At 50.0% G+C, this 16,920-nt stretch carries 13 protein-coding genes and 1 riboswitch; all 13 genes read left to right on the forward strand.

The annotated features are described in order from the left end of the window. The first annotated feature begins 179 nt into the window (after positions 1-179). Positions 180-1,424, forward strand: a complete 1,245-nt coding sequence (locus ACFO5U_RS14650) for a sugar ABC transporter substrate-binding protein (protein WP_377279825.1) — start codon at positions 180-182, stop codon at positions 1,422-1,424. Between the two features lie 92 nt (positions 1,425-1,516). Continuing rightward, on the forward strand, positions 1,517-2,398 hold the full coding sequence (locus ACFO5U_RS14655) for a carbohydrate ABC transporter permease (RefSeq protein WP_377279826.1): 882 nt from the start codon (positions 1,517-1,519) through the stop codon (positions 2,396-2,398). After that, positions 2,398-3,234 carry a carbohydrate ABC transporter permease gene (locus ACFO5U_RS14660; RefSeq protein ID WP_377279827.1) on the forward strand — a complete coding sequence of 279 codons (837 nt, stop codon included), beginning with the start codon at positions 2,398-2,400 and terminating at the stop codon, positions 3,232-3,234. The genes ACFO5U_RS14655 and ACFO5U_RS14660 overlap by 1 nt, the downstream gene beginning before the upstream one ends. 25 nt (positions 3,235-3,259) lie before the next feature. After that, complete coding sequence (locus ACFO5U_RS14665) at positions 3,260-3,961, forward strand: YesL family protein (RefSeq protein WP_377279828.1); 702 nt, start codon at positions 3,260-3,262, stop codon at positions 3,959-3,961. A 45-nt stretch (positions 3,962-4,006) separates the two neighbouring features. Further along, positions 4,007-5,026 carry a LacI family DNA-binding transcriptional regulator gene (locus tag ACFO5U_RS14670; protein WP_377279829.1) on the forward strand — a complete coding sequence of 340 codons (1,020 nt, stop codon included), beginning with the start codon at positions 4,007-4,009 and terminating at the stop codon, positions 5,024-5,026. 273 nt (positions 5,027-5,299) lie between these two features. Beyond that, positions 5,300-5,980, forward strand: a complete 681-nt coding sequence (gene pgmB, locus ACFO5U_RS14675) for a beta-phosphoglucomutase (RefSeq protein ID WP_377279830.1) — start codon at positions 5,300-5,302, stop codon at positions 5,978-5,980. Between the two features lie 32 nt (positions 5,981-6,012). Next, positions 6,013-8,298, forward strand: coding sequence for a glycoside hydrolase family 65 protein (locus ACFO5U_RS14680; RefSeq protein ID WP_377279831.1), 2,286 nt, complete (start codon positions 6,013-6,015; stop codon positions 8,296-8,298). 29 nt (positions 8,299-8,327) lie between these two features. Next, entirely contained in the window at positions 8,328-9,425 is a 1,098-nt protein-coding gene (locus ACFO5U_RS14685; protein ID WP_377279832.1) for an ABC transporter ATP-binding protein, read from the forward strand. 168 nt (positions 9,426-9,593) lie between these two features. Continuing rightward, positions 9,594-9,701, forward strand: a riboswitch (SAM riboswitch). 116 nt (positions 9,702-9,817) lie between these two features. After that, on the forward strand, positions 9,818-11,209 hold the full coding sequence (locus tag ACFO5U_RS14690) for an LLM class flavin-dependent oxidoreductase (RefSeq protein ID WP_377279833.1): 1,392 nt from the start codon (positions 9,818-9,820) through the stop codon (positions 11,207-11,209). A 113-nt stretch (positions 11,210-11,322) separates the two neighbouring features. After that, on the forward strand, positions 11,323-12,837 hold the full coding sequence (locus ACFO5U_RS14695; protein ID WP_377279834.1) for a sodium:solute symporter family transporter: 1,515 nt from the start codon (positions 11,323-11,325) through the stop codon (positions 12,835-12,837). Positions 12,838-13,026: 189 nt separating this feature from the next. Next, a complete protein-coding gene (locus tag ACFO5U_RS14700; protein WP_377279835.1) occupies positions 13,027-13,605 on the forward strand; it encodes a copper resistance CopC family protein in 579 nt (192 codons plus the stop codon). Next, positions 13,602-14,663, forward strand: a complete 1,062-nt coding sequence (locus ACFO5U_RS14705; RefSeq protein WP_377279836.1) for a copper resistance D family protein — start codon at positions 13,602-13,604, stop codon at positions 14,661-14,663. The genes ACFO5U_RS14700 and ACFO5U_RS14705 overlap by 4 nt, the downstream gene beginning before the upstream one ends. A gap of 215 nt (positions 14,664-14,878) precedes the next feature. Beyond that, positions 14,879-16,867, forward strand: coding sequence for an acyltransferase family protein (locus ACFO5U_RS14710; RefSeq protein ID WP_377279837.1), 1,989 nt, complete (start codon positions 14,879-14,881; stop codon positions 16,865-16,867). Positions 16,868-16,920 lie beyond the last annotated feature (53 nt).

Here is a 16,920-nt window from a genome sequence, read left to right on the forward strand (position 1 = left end):
AGATGTGGGAGCACACGGTTTTCGTAGCTTCTGAGGAGGCTTGGCGCTCGCCCACAGGAAAGCGTAGCGGTTTTGCGGAATATCGAGAAATATAGTTTATCGGTTCAATTTAGATAGTTCCAAAATGAGCAATCATTTTGTTTGCTATAGCATTCCACTAATCAAAGGAGGCAACACACATGGCGTTCAACAAAAAATTAATTACCGGTATGACATTTGCAGCATCGATGACAGTTCTCGCAGCATGCGGCGGGGGCGAAGAAGGGTCGAATGGCGAGTCAGGGGAAGCGGCCGACGGCATTACGATTTTCCAGAGCAAAGTAGAAATATCTGAGCAACTCGAAGCAGCAGCTGCAGCCTATACGGAAGAAACAGGTGTGGACGTGGAAGTGATCGGGACGACTGGGGATGACTATGCACAACAATTGCAGATTCGCTTGAATAACGGAACAGGGCCATCGATTTTCAGCGTCGAGAACGCACAAGTGGCACAGCGCCTGGAATCTTATATGTATGATTTGAGCAATGAAGCCATCGTTGAAAACATCGCGCCGGACATGGAATTGGCACTCGACGATAAAGTCGTCGGCATCCCCTACGGCGTTGAAGGATTCGGCATCGTCTACAACAAAGAAATGGTCGACCCGGAAGATATCGCGGACATGGATTCTTTCGTCAGCACTTTGGAAGGATTCAATGCAGAAGGAATCAACGGGTTCGGGCTATCGTCTGAAGCGTACTTCCTGATCGGCCATATCAGCAACTACCCATTCTCAGTCCAGGAAAACCCGGTCGAGTTTATGGAGCAATTGACGAACGGCGAAGTGTCCTTGACGGATACGCCGGAATTCGGTGAGTTCGGCGAAGCGATGGAAGCAATCCGAGCCAACACGCCAACACCGCTCAGCACAACGTATGACACACAAGTCGGAGATTTTGCATCCGGTAAAACGGCAATGATCCACCAAGGCAACTGGGCATCCGGCATGCTCGATGAGTTTGAAGTTGATTTCGAAGTCGGCATGGCACCATTCCCGCTTGCAGGAAACGACCAGCTCGCAGTTGGCGTCGGCAGCAACTGGGCTGTGAACTCGGACAAAGACCAAGCTGAGATCGATGGCGCGCTTGAATTTCTTGATTGGCTCCACACGAGTGAAACAGGCCAGCAATTCATCGTCAAAGATTTCGGATTTATCCCGGCTATGACGAATATCGAAGCTGGAGATTTGGATCCGTTGTCGCAAGCTGTATTGGAAGCATCAAACAGCGGCGAAACGATTCCTTGGTCACATAACTACTATCCTGCCAATGTGATTCCAAATGACTTCACGCCAGCAGCTGAAAGCTTCTTCGTGGACGACAGCATGACAGGCGACCAATTGGTTGAACAGCTCGAATCTGCATGGCAGAATGCGGCCAAATAACAACCATGTCTGTTGAAAAATAAGAACACGCCTCGATTGGCGTGTTCTGCTTTTTCTATAGAAGTTCAATCAGCAACGACAAGAAAGTAGGGATGGACGTGAAGAATAGAAAAAATATCGGCTGGTATCTGTTGTTTACAGTTCCGTTATTAGTCATTTTTACCATAGTAGTAGTAATTCCTTTTGTGATCGGCATTTATTATGCATTTTTTGATTGGGATGGGATCGGTGCGAACCCGATGGTCTTTACCGGATTGGAAAATTTCAGGGTACTGCTCGAGGATGAACGGTTCCTTCGTTCGGCTTGGTTGACGGTGCTGTTTACGGTCATGTCCGTCGTCTCGGTCAATGTGGTCGGGCTGGCATTTGCGCTTCTCGTCACATCAAAACTCAAGCTGGCAAACTTGGCGCGGACGATGTTGTTCATGCCGTATTTGATCGGTGGGTTGATCCTCGGTTACATCTGGCAGTTTGTGTTCCTTGATGTCTTCACCTTGATAGGGGAAGTCACCGGATTGGAATCGATTTTCTTCAACTGGCTGAATAATGAAACCTTCGCATTGTTTGCGTTGGTGTTTGTCTTTACGTGGCAAATGGCCGGTTATGTCATGATCGTCTATATTGCAGGTATTCAAGGCATTCCCGGCGAATTGGTCGAAGCCGCGAAAATCGACGGTGCCAGCAAGTGGCAGCGATTTATGAACATCACGGCACCACTATTGATGCCGGCATTTACCATCAGTTTGTTTTTGACGCTGTCATACGGTTTTAAAATCTATGACGTCAACTTGTCGCTGACAGGCGGCGGCCCGGCAAATGCGACGGAATTGTTTGCCATGAACATCTATAACGAAATCTTCGGTTATGGGAACTACGGCTACGGCCAAGCGAAAGCGATCGTGTTCTTTGTCATCATCGCCGCAATCACCATGACCCAAGTGTATATTACGAAAAAGCGGGAGGTTGAAATGTAATGAAGATCATACGCACATGGTCGAAGGAGATCCTGCTGTTATCGATGGCGCTCGTATTCCTATCTCCCATCTATATCATCTTTGTTAACTCGTTCAAGTCCCGCCAAGAGCTGTATGAAAATACCTTGGCTTTTCCAAGAGAATTTAGTTTGCAATTCTACGAAGCGGCAATGGCGCGGATGGATTTCTTTAATGCTTTCCTGAACTCCATGTATGTCACCGTCGTCTCGGTCGTCTTCATCATCATCCTGTCTTCCATGATGGCTTGGATGCTCGCCCGTTCCGGCAACTGGATCAGCACAGTGATCTTCATGACGATGATCGCAACGATGCTCATCCCGTTCCAGACAATCATGATGCCGCTCATGCAATTGGTGACCGGTATCACAAGAGAAACCGGCATACCGATGTACAACTCGCTGAGCGGATTGATCTTCATGAACATCGGATTCAACGCAGCCTTGTCGGTCTTCTTGTACCATGGCTTCGTCAAATCAATTCCGGTTTCCTTGGAAGAAGCGGCGACGATTGATGGCGCGTCGAAGTTCGGCGTGTTCTGGCGCATCATTTTCCCGATTTTGACACCGATCACTGCAACGGTTGCAATTTTGAATGTCATCTTGATCTGGAATGACTTCCTGTTGCCGTCTTTGACATTGATCGATAAGAGCTTGCGCACCATTCCGCTATCCGTCTTCTACTTCTTCGGTGAGTTCACCATTGAATGGAATATGGCGATGGCCGGGTTGACGTTGACCATCATCCCTGTTGTGATATTTTATATGATCGCGCAGAAATACATTATTAAAGGAATTGGAGAAGGGGCAGTCAAATAAGCCCTTTTCCGTTGGAGGGGTCATTATGCTGGAACTGAAAGGAATCGCAGGCGTTCTGTATACGGCAAGCGAATGGATGATGCGGCTGACTGCTGTCAATTTGATGTGGTTCGTTTTGAGCTTGCCGTTCTTTACGCTGCTTGTAGCGATTGACATGGGCGATCCTGCCGGCCTGATTTGGTTTGGCATAGCGGCATGGCTATTTGTCACCTTTTTGTTTTTCCCGGCTACGGCGGCGGTATTTGCGGTCGTCCGGAGTTGGATCGTCGAGGAAGACTTTTCTTCGACATTCAAAAAGTATATTTCCCATTTAACATCAGACTATAAATCCAACGTCAAAGCAGGGGCCATTTTCGCACTGGCCTGGCTCGTCTGGTATTATAATTATTTCTACTTTTACAGTGAACAAAACAGCGTCGCTTTCCTGTTTCTCATTATCGGTTTGGGCATGTTCATTTTGACGGTCAATTTCCTATCGATCAGTGCCCATTACGATATGAATAGCAAAGCGCGGATAAAAAACGCCTTTTTCATTTCATCTGGGCGCCCGCTGACGAGTTTGGCTATTCTTGCGAGCAGCGCAGTGCTGGTGTGGATCAGCGTTTTTCAGCTCTTATGGCTGGTTCCGTTACTGGTTTGTTCGTTGATTGCATTCGTGTCATTTGCGGCATTCCATAAGGCGACAGTGAAAATTTCGGAAAAAGCGGCGTCGAATACGGCATCGTGAAGCAAGGCTTACTATTTTTCAATATTCGAGGAAGTGAATCCGGACGTGGCGACGATCAAAGACGTAGCGAAAAAAGCGAATGTATCGGTCAGTGTCGTTTCAAAATCATTCAATAATTATAAAGATGTCAAAGAAGAAACCCGCCAGCGCGTTTTGGCGGTAGCACAAGAACTGAACTATTCACCGAACATCAACGCGAAAAACCTGTCTTCGAAAAAGCAGATGACCTTCGGCTTGATTTCTTCGGGCGTGCTCAACGACAACGAAAAAGACAATAACGCGTTCGATATTTTCAAAGGGGTCTACCAAGCGATTTCGGATAGCCGTTTCGAGTTATCCATTTACCTCATTGATTCCCAGCAGCAAAAACAGCAAAGCTATGTCCAGTATTGCCGTGAGCGCAATATCGGCGGCGCCATTTTGCAGGGCATCCGGACCGATGACCAGTATTACAAGGAATTGATCGATACGAGCTTGCCTTGTGTCGTATTGGATATTATGAACGATACGTCGAATTCCTTGATTGGGACGGTGTCGATCGATAACGCGGCAGCAGGCGAGGAAATCGCAACGCATTTGCTGGAGAAAAATCACCGAGACATTTGCCTCATCACCGGCACAGCTGAGACGTACGTCAATAAAGAACGGATGAAAGGCGTCGAACGAGCGCTGCAGGCATACGGCATGTCTCTTGACGATGTCGGTGTAGTAGACGCGTGCTTCTCAGAAGACAAAGCATATGAGCTCGTCACCGCATATTTGCAGCAGCATCGCCCAACCGCCTTCCTTTGTTTCAGTGATTTGATGGCGATTGGCGTCATGAAAGCAGTCAAAGAAGCAGGCTTGCAAATCCCGCAAGACGTTTCGATCACCGGTTTCGACGATCTGGTGTTCAGCAGCTATACGCAGCCGGCACTGACAACGATTCGCCAGGATTTTGTCGAAATCGGCAGGACGGCGGCGCAATTGTTGCAAGACATTAAAGAACATAAAAACAAACAGCAGCACGTGTGGGTCGAGCATCAGCTGATCGAACGCGACAGCGTAAAAACTTTAGCAATATAAGCTGAGCTATAGATTGATAGATAGTAAAAGAGAGTGATGAAATCGCTCCAGGCGGACGCTTTCGGGCCCACAGGATGTGGGTCATGCAGCTGGCAGGGCATAGACTCATGTCGCTCCGTCACTGCTTCCACAGGAGTCGCCGCCTTACGCTCTTTCATCTGAGTTTATTCATTTGCGATGCTCAATCGCAGAGCTTAGCGCCAAGCTTATCGTAGCGGTTTTGCGGAATATTTGGAGATGAATTGTTAATTTAAACAGAAAGGACTTAACTTCATGGCACATGCCCCACAACTTATTATTTACGATCTCGATGGCGTCATTACCGATACGGCGGAATTCCATTTTTTGGCTTGGAAAAAGCTCGCCGAAGAACTCGGCATCACGTTTGATCGGCAGTTCAACGAGCAGCTCAAAGGCATCAGCCGCATGGATTCACTCGACCGCATACTGGCGCTCGGCGAATCTGCGGCTTCATTGTCCGCAGAGGAAAAGCTCGAACTCGCCACACGGAAAAACGGCTATTACTTGGAACTCATTGAAGAAATCAACCCGGGCCATATCCTGCCGGGGATCGAGGCTTTATTGGACGACAACAAGCAAGCCGGCATCAAAATCGCGCTTGGCTCTGCCAGCAAAAATGCACCGCATATTTTGGACAAGCTCGAACTCAGCGATTATTTCGATTACATAGTGGATGCCGCACAAGTGACAAAAGGCAAGCCGGACCCGGAAACCTTCACGAATGCTGCAGACGCTTTGGGAATCGCGTATGAAAACTGCATCGGCATTGAAGACGCAGCGGCAGGAGTCGATGCGATCAATAGCGCCGGCATGTTCTCGGTCGCTGTCGGGGAACAAGCTCATTTGGGCCATGCCCATTACCGGGTGGACCACACGCAAGACTTGGTATTCCAAGACATCATCGAACGATTCCACAATCAGCCAAAAGCTTAAGCGAAATCAAAAAAAGGGAAAGGAGGGCATACATGAGCTGGAAATTAACGAAGTACGAGTTGGATAACGACAATTTACTCACCAACGAAAGCCTGCTGTCTTTAGGAAACGGGTATTTGGGGGTCAGAGGAAATTTTGAAGAAGGCTATGCCGACGGGTTTAAATCGATCCGCGGAACATACATCAATGCGTTTCACGACGAAACGGAAATCAGCTACGGCGAGAAATTATACGGGTTTCCGGAAACACAGCAAAAATTATTGAATGTCATCGATGCGCAATCGGTCGACATTTATTTGGACGACGAACGCTTTTCCTTGTTCGAAGGGGAAGTGCTGGCGTTTGAACGCAATTTGCATATGGACGCTGGATTCGCAGAACGCTATGTCCACTGGGTGTCTCCGGGCGGCAAGCAAGTGAGGATCCATTTCAGGCGGGTCGTATCTTTCGTCACGAGGGAATTGTTCGCACTCGACATTAAAATTGAACCGTTGACACCGGTCCATACGGTGAAAATCGTCTCCACCATCAATGGCGATGTCTCCAACTATGTCGATAAAGAAGATCCGCGCGTGGCATCAGGCCATGCCAAACGGCTGCGCGTGACAGAAGTGAGCGAGGAATCGCCGTTTTCGATCGTCAAAGCGGAAACTTATGTGACCAAGCTTGAAGTGGCATGTGTGTCGACGTCGACTGTGCGAGCGGAAAACTTTGAATACACGAGCGAACTGAGCGATGCCGCGATCACAGAAACCTATGTATGCGAAGGCGACGGCGCGGTTCATTTCACCAAGCTCAATGTCTTCACCGATACGATGCGCCACGGCGAAGATTTGATCGACGAAGGAAAAGTCCTGCTGCACCGCGTCCACGATAAGAATTTTGACCAATTGCTGTCGGAACAAAAAACGTATTTGGACAACTACTGGGCGATCTCGGATATCGAAATCGAAGGCGACCAGCGCGTGCAAGAAGGCATCCGTTTCAATTTGTATCAGCTGCTGCAATCGGTCGGCAAAGATACGGCGAGCAATATTGCCGCGAAAGGCTTATCGGGCGAAGGATACGAAGGGCATTATTTCTGGGACACGGAAATCTACATTTTCCCGGTGTTCTTAATGACCAATCCGATGATCGCGAAAAACTTATTGCTGCACCGCTACTCGACATTGGGCCATGCCAAAGAGCGCGCGAAAGAATTGGGGCATGAAAAGGGCGCCTTGTTCCCTTGGCGCACCATCACCGGTTCGGAAAGCTCCGCATTTTTCCCGGCCGGCACCGCCCAATACCACATCAGTGCAGACATCGGGTACAGCTATATCCAATTTTATTTGGCCACAAAAGACGAAGCCTTTATGAAAAACTATATGGCCGAAGTATTATTCGAAACGGCACGCTTGTGGGAAGATGCCGGGCATATGCAAAACGGCCAGTTCCGTATAGACGATGTGACGGGGCCGGATGAATACACGTGCATCGTCAACAATAATTATTATACGAATGTCATGGCCAAGCATAATTTATTATGGGCAGCCAAGATCTATCGCTTGCTTGAAGAGCAGGACGGCGACCATCTAAGACAGTTGACGAGCCGTCTCGAATTGACCGAAAACGAAGTGGAAGCATGGAAGAGTGCAGGCGAAAACATGTATTTGCCGTACGATGAAACTTTAGGGATCAATGCGCAAGACGACAGCTTTCTGCAAAAAGCGCGGTGGGACATGAAAAAAACGCCGCGTGAGAAGTTTCCGTTATTGCTTCATTACCATCCGTTGACTTTGTACCGCCATCAAGTGCTGAAGCAAGCCGATACGGTGTTGGCGCATTTCCTGCTTGAAGACGAGCAGGACGTGCAAACGATCAAGAATTCCTATGACTATTACGAAGAAATTACAACACATGATTCTTCCCTTTCGTCTTGTGTTCACAGCATCATGGCTTCCAAACTCGGCTATTCGGAAAAAGCGTATAGCTATTTCAATGAAACGGCGCTTTTGGATTTGGAAAACACCCATAAAAACACCAAAGACGGATTGCATATGGCGAATATGGGCGGCACATGGCTAGGCATCGTCTACGGATTTGCAGGGCTGCGCCTCAAGGAAAACGGCCTGTCGCTGTCTCCGGTGCTGCCGTCGGAATGGAATTCATTCAAATTCCATCTGCGCTATCAAGCTAGGGTGCTGAAAATCTACAAGACGCGTGAAGCGACGGTCTATACGCTCGTTGAAGGACCAGGCCTCGAGTTTATCCACAACGGCGAAGCGCTTTATGTAGAAAGCGGAAAAGAATTGATCGTGCCTGAAATAACAGTATAAAATCGAAAAACCATTGGGGAGGGTATCAAATGAGCAGTTTAACATTAAAGAACGTCAAAAAGGAATACGACAAAGGGGTCGTGTCGGTGCAAGATTTCAACTTGGAAATCCGTGACAAGGAATTTCTTGTGCTTGTCGGTCCTTCCGGCTGCGGAAAATCGACGACGCTGCGGATGATCGCAGGACTTGAAGACATTACAGAAGGCGACCTTTATATCGGTGACAAGCGGGTCAACGATGTGTCCCCGAAAGACCGCGGCATCGCTATGGTATTCCAGAACTATGCCCTTTATCCGCATATGAACGTCTATGATAATATGGCGTTCAGTTTGAAGCTGAGCAAGATGAAGAAAGCCGACATCAAGACACGCGTGGAAAATGCAGCGAACATCCTCGGCTTGCAAGACTATTTGAACCGTAAACCGAAAGCTTTATCGGGCGGCCAACGACAGCGTGTCGCTTTAGGCCGCGCGATTGTCCGCGATGCGGACGTCTTCTTGATGGATGAGCCATTGTCCAACTTGGATGCCAAACTGCGTGTCCAAATGCGCACGGAAATCCAGAAGCTCCACCGCCGATTGCAGACAACGACCGTCTATGTCACGCACGATCAGACAGAGGCAATGACGATGGCGACGCGTCTTGTCGTCATGAAAGACGGCTTTATCCAGCAAGTCGGCTCGCCGAAAGAAGTATACGACGAGCCGGACAATATTTTCGTCGGCGGCTTTATCGGCTCTCCTGCGATGAACTTCTTCAACGGCCGTCTTGAAGGCGACCGCTTCGTAATGGGCGAGATCGGCGTCCGCGTGCCGGACAACAAGCTGAAAATCCTGCGCGACCAGGATTATGACGGCAAGGAATTGGTACTTGGCGTCCGTCCGGAAGACATCCATGACGAGCCGATCTTTCTGGATCATTCCCCGGATACGAAAATCCGTGCGGACATCGAAGTGGCGGAATTGATGGGAGCGGAAATCATGCTTTATTCGTCCGTCGACAATCAGGATTTCGTCGCCCGCGTCGATGCCCGCTTCAGCGTCCAGGCCGGTGAGACGATCGACATGGCATTTGATATGAACAAAGTGCATTTCTTCGATAAAGATTCGGAACTGCGCATCAAGTAAAAATACATCGTCCGAAAAAGCTTCCTGCCATTTCTACACACCGGCAGGAAGCTTTTTTTGTGCTTTCTGCTGATAGATTTTTTGTTGAAATAAAAAAGAATTCAAAAAACTTTGGAGATTCGGTTGACTTCTCTATTTCCTAGTATTAAGATAGGGATTAATTTAATAATCTTATCCAGAGAAGCCGAGGGACTGGCCCTACGACGCTTCAGCAACCCCTGATTTAATCAGGAAGGTGCTACTTCCAGCAAGGAGAGATTCCTTGGGAGATAAGAGAGCGGACCTGATTTTCAAATAGCCCTCTTTTCTCGTTTAATGAGAAAAGAGGGCTATTTTTTATTTTCCAAAGAGGGCTGCGGAAATTGGCGATTCTAAAAAGGAGGAATTTAACGATGACGAAGAAACGGATTTATTTGAACGCTTTTGAGATGGTGTGTGCAGGCGGGCATCAATCGCCGGGATTGTGGCTTCATGAGGACGACCGGTCGCATACGTACAAAGACAGTGAATATTGGATCGAACTCGCGAAGTTATTGGAAAAAGGGAAGTTTGATGCGGTGTTCTTGGCCGACGTGCTCGGCACTTATGATGTCTACGGCGGAACACGCGACGCGGCATTGCGCAACGCGGTACAGACACCTGTCAATGATCCGCTGCTAGTCGTGCCGCTCATGTCGTCGGTGACGGAGCATTTGAGTTTCGGGGTCACGGCATCCGTCAGCCACGAACATCCGTACACATTCGCGCGGCGCATGTCGACTTTGGATCATCTGACAAAAGGGCGCATCGGCTGGAATGTCGTCACTTCCTATTTGAAAAGCGCCGCAGTCAATATCGGCTTGGATGATCAAATGAGCCACGATGAACGTTATGAGTTCGCAGCGGAATACTTGGACGTCTGCTATAAATTATGGGAAGGCAGCTGGGAAGATGGGGCGGTGGTGCGCGACAAGCGTTCACGAGTGTACACCGACCCGGCGAAAGTGCATGACATCCGCCACGAAGGCACATACTTTAAAGTGCCGGGTGCCCATTTATCCGAACCGTCGCCGCAGCGCACACCGGTATTGTTCCAGGCAGGCGCTTCGCCGCGTGGCCGCGAATTCGCTTCTAAGCATGCCGAATCCGTGTTCACGGCCGGCCCGACGATTCCCGTCGTGAAAAAAGGAGTCGACGCACTCCGTGAAAGTATCCGTGCGAACGGCCGCAACCCGGAAGACGTATTGGTTTATACGACGTTCACCGCGATTGTCGGCAAGACCGAACAACAAGCGCAGGACAAATACGAAACCTTGAAAAGCCATGTCAGCTATGAAGGTGCACTGGCGCTCTTGAGCGGTTGGACCGGCATCGATTTTTCCGGATACGATCCCGAAGATACGCTCGAATACATCCAAAGCAACGCCATGCAGTCGGCGGTTGAAGTGTTCACGCGTGCAGATCCGGACAAAAAATGGACGATCGGCGAACTGGCGACATTCGTCGGCATCGGCGGAAGAGGGCCGGTCGCAGTCGGCACGCCGGAACAAGTGGCGGACGAAGTCGAGCGCTGGAGAGACGAAACCGGCGTCGATGGCTTTAACTTGGCTTATACGCTGGCACCGGGAAGCTTCGAAGACTTTGTCGAACTAGTCGTGCCGGTATTGCAAGAGCGCGGGCTTGTCCAAACGGAATACACACCAGGCACATACCGCGAGAAAGTGTATGGCACCGGGCAAGCGCATTTGAAAGAAGATCATCCGGGCAGAAGTTTCAAGCACTTGCACGAAACAGTCAAAAACTAGAGGAGGAATGAGGATGCTGACAGCTTATTGGATCGGCGTCGTTGTCTTCTGGATAGCGGGGCTGACTTTATGGAACAAACTATACCCGAAACCGAACAAAGGAGGCGAGCGCAATGCAGGGTGAAACTTCATGGCTCTTGCCGCTGATCATCATTATGCTCGTCGGCTATTTCGCTTTCACCACGTGGCTTGGCAAAAAAGGTGCTGCCCATAGCGGTTCGATGAAAGGTTTCGCGATTGCCAGAGGCAAAGTGAGCCCCGCGATTGTCGGCATCAGCTTCGGCGCATCTTACGCCAGTGCCAATCTATTCCTCGGTGTGCCGGGCTGGGCGTATACATATGGCTTGTCGACATTGTGGTACACGATCGGCTGCTTCGGGGTCACCTGGCTCGGGCTGTTGCTGTTCACCAAAACTTTTTGGCGCTACGGCCAGAAAAACGGCGGCAGTTTGACGATGCCCCAATGGCTCGGCAACCGCTACAACAGCAAGGTGTTGCAAGTGCTCGTGGCCTTATTGGTGTTATTCAATGTTTACTACATCGTCGGTCAAAACGTCGGACTGGCGACGATGTTCGAGACAGTCATCGGCATCCCTTATTTATGGGGCATCGCAATCGGCGTCTTCATCACCGTCGTTTATGTCAGCCTGGGCGGTGCATTTGCGCAAATCGTCAGCGACGGCATCCAGGGAATCACGATGGGCGCAGTGTCGCTCCTATTGTTCGTCTCCTTGCTGTGGACGATCGGCGGCGGTTGGAATGTGCTCGGCACTTTGCAGTCTGAACTACGGGCAATCGATCCGGCGCTTGTCGCCCCGCTGTCGACCGGCGGGCCGTTCTACAGCGGATTTGCCATTTTGAGCATCCAGTGGCTGCTGTTTTCATTCGTCCTGCTGCCGCATTTGATGAATAAAGTGCTGACCGTGGAAAAAGAAGAAGACTTGCGGACCTTTACTTTGTCCGCCGGCATTTCCTTGTTCACCTTATCGATTTTCTCGGTGTTCGCAGGACTTGCGGCGCGTATCATCTTACCGGGGCTCGCTTCTGCAGACAGTGCCATTCCGGCGTATATTATGGAAGCCTTCCCGGTCGTCATCGTCGCGCTGCTCGTCATGGGCTTGATCTCGGCGATCCTGTCGACGACCGACAGCCTGTATCTCGGCATCACCAATAGCATCGGCAATGATTTGTTCAAAGTGCTGGCGGTGCCGGTGCTGTATAAACACAAGAATTTGACGGAACAGGAACTCGACGGCAAAGTGTTGAGAGCGTCCAAGATCTCGCTGATCTTTATCGGGCTATTGTCGCTCTATATGTCGATCAACCGCCCGGAATCCTTGGCGCTTTTGACGAATTTCGGCACATCCGCCATCATCAGCGGCATCGTGGCGCCGATCAGCCTCGGCTATTTGTGGAAGCACGCCAATAAATCCGGCGCCATCGCTTCCGTCGTCAGCGGAGCCGGCTGCTATATGATCCTGACTGGAACCGGAGTCATCGAACACGTTTTCCAGGCGATGTTCTTCAGTTCCATCCTTGGTTTCGTATCGATGATTTCCGTCAGCTTGCTTGCTGAAGCGCTGCAAAAACGTGGAGCAACGGCGCAAGAATCGGTGAGGAGTTTATGAGTATATCGAAAAGCCCCGAATCCACTCGGGGCTTTTCGCCTTTTCTGTCAAAATTCGAGAAAACTTCATAAATCCAAGGGCATCGCACTTGTTTCTTTTGGGAAAATCCAATAGGCTGAAAAGAGCGTTTGGCGGAGGAATTGGAGTCGCCAACGAATCCGATCTAGTGAGAAAGAAGGAATTATTGACATGAAAAAAACATTATTATTGCTTAGCGCATTTCTTATTTTGCCGATGACGGCACAGGCGCATTCCGTGCTAGAAGCTTCGACACCAACTGATGGGGAGGTCGTAACCGAACAGCTTGACACCATTGCACTTGATTTCAGTGCCGGGATTGAACAAGGCAGCTCGATGACCATGACGATGGACGGCGAAGCGGTCGATTTCAGTGAAGTGGCGGTCATGGACGATCAATTGATCGGCACACCGGCACAGGAATTGTTGGACGGTTCTTACGTGGTGGAATATGCCGTATTAAGTGAAGATGGCCACCCGATCGAGGGGACGATGGCGTTTGAACTCGAAGCCGGCGTCACCGAGCAAGCTAGCGCAGAAGCTGAAGACCAGGAAGCTGAGCAACAAGCTGCAGACGAGGCGGCTGAGGAGCAGTCTGAAGCTGTGGAAACGGAAGCTAGCGAAGAAGCGGCGGCTAGTGAACAGGCAACTCCTACAGAACAGTCGGGAAGCAATGTCACGCTCATCATCGCAGGGCTTGCGGTCGTGTTGTTGATCGGTGCCTTTGTATTGATGCGTAAAAAACGATGAGCTGGTTCATCGCGCTGTCGGATTTTTTGCTGTATGTCGTGTTGGCATTTTTAGCAGGGGACGTTGTGCTGCGTTTTATCAAAACTGAGCGAAAACCGCTCATCCAAGTGCCAAAAAAGCTATTGCTGATCGCGCTCGCACTTGTGCCGGTGCTGCTCGCTCCACCTGTTATCCAGCTCGTGCTGTTATTGTCCGATGCATACGGACTGTCACAAGCAGCCGTTGATGTCGTGGTGCAATTCCGTGCCGGGCAAAGCTATGTATTCGGCGTATTGATCGCGCTGGCATGGTTTATCATCGTCTGGCGCGATGGTTCTGCTGCTATGCGGGCATTTTGGCTCGTGCTTAGTGTGGTGAACGTGGGCTATGCAAGCCATGCGGCATCGATTGTCGAGTGGCAAGGTGTAATAGGCCACACGCTCCATTTCCTGGCGCTCGTGCTATGGGCGGGAGTGTTGATCCACATCGCATGGTTTATGAAAAACGGCGACAATTGGCGAGCCTTTCTGCGCTGGTTTACGCCTTTTTCCATCGCGATGATGGTTGTATTGATCGGCACCGGCATTTGGCTCATGCTGTTTTTTGTCGCACCTGAAGATTATGCAAGTTCGTGGGTGCTGCCGTATGGGCAATTATTATTGCTCAAGCATTTGAGCATTGTGCCGCTATTGCTCGCAGCGTTGATCAATGGGCTGTTATCGAAGAGCGATGCCCCGAACCATGCATGGCTCAAAGTGGAAAGTTGGCTGCTAGTGCTCGTGCTGTTGATCACCGCGTTCATGAGCAAGCTGGCGCCACCGCACAACATCAACGAAACTTTCCGTTTAGAAGGCGTCGCTCCGTTTTCGGAATGGCTGATCGGGCCGCAGTATATCCCGATCAATGCTGTATGGACGCCGAATATCGATGGATTTTTATTGATGGGGATCGGCTTGTTATGCCTCGGCCTGCAATGGCTCGGCTACCGCAAGAAACTGCCGGAATGGCTGTCGTTTCTTTTCGGGGTCGGCTTTGTCGCCGCGATGTATATCGGGTTGATGTTCAGCTTTCTATTTTAATCTAGAGCTTTGCCGTCCAAGCGGCAAAGCTTTTTATTTGCAACAAAGAATATTTTGACTATGCACGGCCTGTTGAGACTTTTAAGCGCTTGCGGTACACTAGCAAATGGATTGAAAATATCCCTCTTTAATAACAATATGATGTAGCAAGAAATTGCCTTTTAAAACATCTGGTTATGGTATATATGAAAGAAATAGAAGTGGAGAGAAAAGACATGGCAGATTTACGAGTGCCTGAAAAGCGCTTCCGCCCGGAGTTAGAAGGCATCCGTGCTGTCGCCGCATTTCTTGTGGCCATTTATCATATTTGGATTGGGTCGGTATCCGGCGGGGTCGACGTCTTTTTCATCGTCTCAGGCTACTTGATTACGACATCATTGCTGGCACGGATGATGCGCGACGGCCGCATCAATTATACAGAAAATTTACTAGGGCTCGCTAAGCGCTTGTTCCCGCTGGCATTTACCGTCATCGCGGTATCTGCCATCGTCTCGATCTTCCTGGTGCCGATGAGCTCGTGGCGCCAGACGATTGCGGAATTGTTCGCGTCGATGTTTTATTTCCAAAACTGGCAGCTGGCCAATAGCGCAGTCGATTATTTGGGGCAGAACAACGAGGCGAGCCCGTTCCAGCATTTTTGGGCACTGTCGATTCAAGGCCAGTTTTATGTCACATGGCCAATCGTCATCACGATCGTTTATTTGCTGGCGACGAAAATACTGAAGACACCGGTGCGCAAAACATTGCTCGCGGTGTTGTCGGTCATTTTCATCGCTTCACTCAGCTATTCGGTGTATATTACCGCAGTCAATCAGCCGTGGGCATATTTCGATACATTCGCGCGCGTCTGGGAGTTTAGCCTCGGTGGGATATTGGCATTAGTGTTGCCGTATTTGAAGTTTTCGGGGCGTACTCATCTCATCATGGGCTGGGCAGGGCTTGCAATCATCGCGTTTACCGGGATGGTGCTGCCGGTGTCGACCGTGTTCCCGGGATTTGCGGCATTGCTGCCGACCGGCGGGGTGATCTTGGTCATCATCGCTGCTGAAAACGCCCAGTCATTCGGTGTGCAAAAATTGCTCGGCTCGAAGCCGTTCCAATATTTCGGCAGCATTTCCTACGGATTTTACTTATGGCATTGGCCGCTGCTGGTGTTCTATTATGCGTATTTCAATACGGAAACGGTTTCTGCACTCGGCGGTTTGAGCATCCTGGCGCTGACTTTCGTGTTGTCGGTCATTACGATCCGGCTCGTGGAAGCGCCGGTGCGCAATTTGCCGGTCAAACAGTCGAAAAGGCGTTTATCGAAAGTGCTTGTGGCGATGATGTTGCCGGCGCTGCTCGTCGGCTTGTCATGGAGCGTATTTGTTCAAGCGAGCACGGGTGGCAGCTTTACGACAGAAGACAATCCAGGCGCACGCGCCGTTCTAGAAGGCGTCCAGCCGACTAGAGGTGCGGATGTGCAGCCGGATTTCCTGACAGCGAAACAAGACTTGCCGACGTTTTACGGTGAGGATGATTGCACGACAAACGGCGGCAAAAGCACCGATATTAAAGACTGTTCGTTCGGTGTGACGGAAAACCCTGAACATGTCGTGGCGCTCGTTGGCGGTTCGCATTCAGGGCATTGGTTCCCGGCACTCGAAGAAATTGCGGAAGAATTGAATATGCGCATCGATGTATACATCAAAGATGCGTGCCGTTTTACTGCAGATGATTTCGGTGAGCTGCTGACCGAATCGTGCATGGAGTGGAACGATAATTTGGAACAGCATTTGCTGCAAGATCCGCCGGACACGATCTTTACGACTGCGACAGTCGGTAAAGGGGATACTGTACCTGTAGGGTATATCGACAAATGGCAGCGTTTCGAAGGAATCTCCGACATTTTCGCGGTGCGCGACAATCCGCGCATGAAAGTCGACCCGACAAAGTGTTTGGAAAACTTGAGCCAGGCGAACTGCTCCGTGCCGCGCGACAAAGCGCTGGCTGATGTGGTGCCTTGGGAAAATACACAAGGCATTCCGGAAAACGTCTCGTTCGCCGACCTCTCTGAATATTTCTGTACGGATACAAACTGTCCGCCGGTCATCGGCAATGTGCTCGTCTACCGTGATCAACACCATTTGACGACGCTGTACTCGAGAACTTTAGGCCCAGCGTTGAAAGAACATCTTGAACCGGCTTTAAATGACGCTTCCTAATTTTAAACGCTCCCGCGATTTGTGGGGGCGTTTTTTCTATTGGCTGGCTCTGG

Origin of the sequence: Planococcus dechangensis (genome assembly GCF_042654465.1) — a bacterium.
Taxonomy (GTDB): Bacteria; Bacillota; Bacilli; order Bacillales_A; family Planococcaceae; genus Planococcus; species Planococcus dechangensis.